A 591-nucleotide genomic window follows, 5' to 3' on the forward strand; every position below is an offset into this window, starting at 1 on the left:
GCGTCCACGTAGGCCAGGTACGTGGCGTCCAGGTGCGCCGCCGTCATCAAATCGGCGAAAAGCTGCTGATGCAGCCGGGGGCCCTGCCCGGCGCCGTATTCGTCGAATTCGATTGCCACGAAAGCGGCTTTCGCGACGCCCATCAGACGTGGAATCGCCCACGCATGCGGGTCGCCCTCCTTGAGGTGATAGACCGACCGGTGCACGAAGTACTCGCGCATCTGCTGCCAGCTTCCGCTGTCGCGCAGGTAATACGAGGGGCCGGTGCCGTCGACCGGTTCCACCGAAATGGCGTCCATCTCGGCGGCCGCCGTTTGGTCCGACGCGATGGCTCCGACGTCGCGGCGCACACCGGCCAGGAAGACGCGCTCGAGTTCGCCGCGTAACGCCAGCAGCGCAGGATTCCACTCCCAGCCGGGGTCCACGCCCGCGAAGCCACGGTAGTGCAACTCATAGCACATGCACAGTGCCAGTTGCAGATCCAGGCCGTAAGGGTCCGAGTCGCGAACGGAGGCGCCGATGCGGTTTTGCGTGAGTTGGCCCCTCCGGCTGGGTATGACGACGATGTGGCAATGGTGATCTACCGGCACC

Annotated in this window: 1 protein-coding gene; it reads right to left on the reverse strand. The window is 65.5% G+C overall.

Annotated elements, in window-relative coordinates:
- The coding region (locus A9X03_RS18885; RefSeq protein ID WP_231975420.1) for an iron-containing redox enzyme family protein at positions 1 to 566 on the reverse strand (566 nt) is incomplete at its 3' end.
- Between the last annotated feature and the right edge of the window lie 25 nt (positions 567 to 591).

The sequence above is a fragment of the Mycobacterium sp. E1715 genome, assembly GCF_001667625.1.
GTDB lineage: Bacteria > Actinomycetota > Actinomycetes > Mycobacteriales > Mycobacteriaceae > Mycobacterium.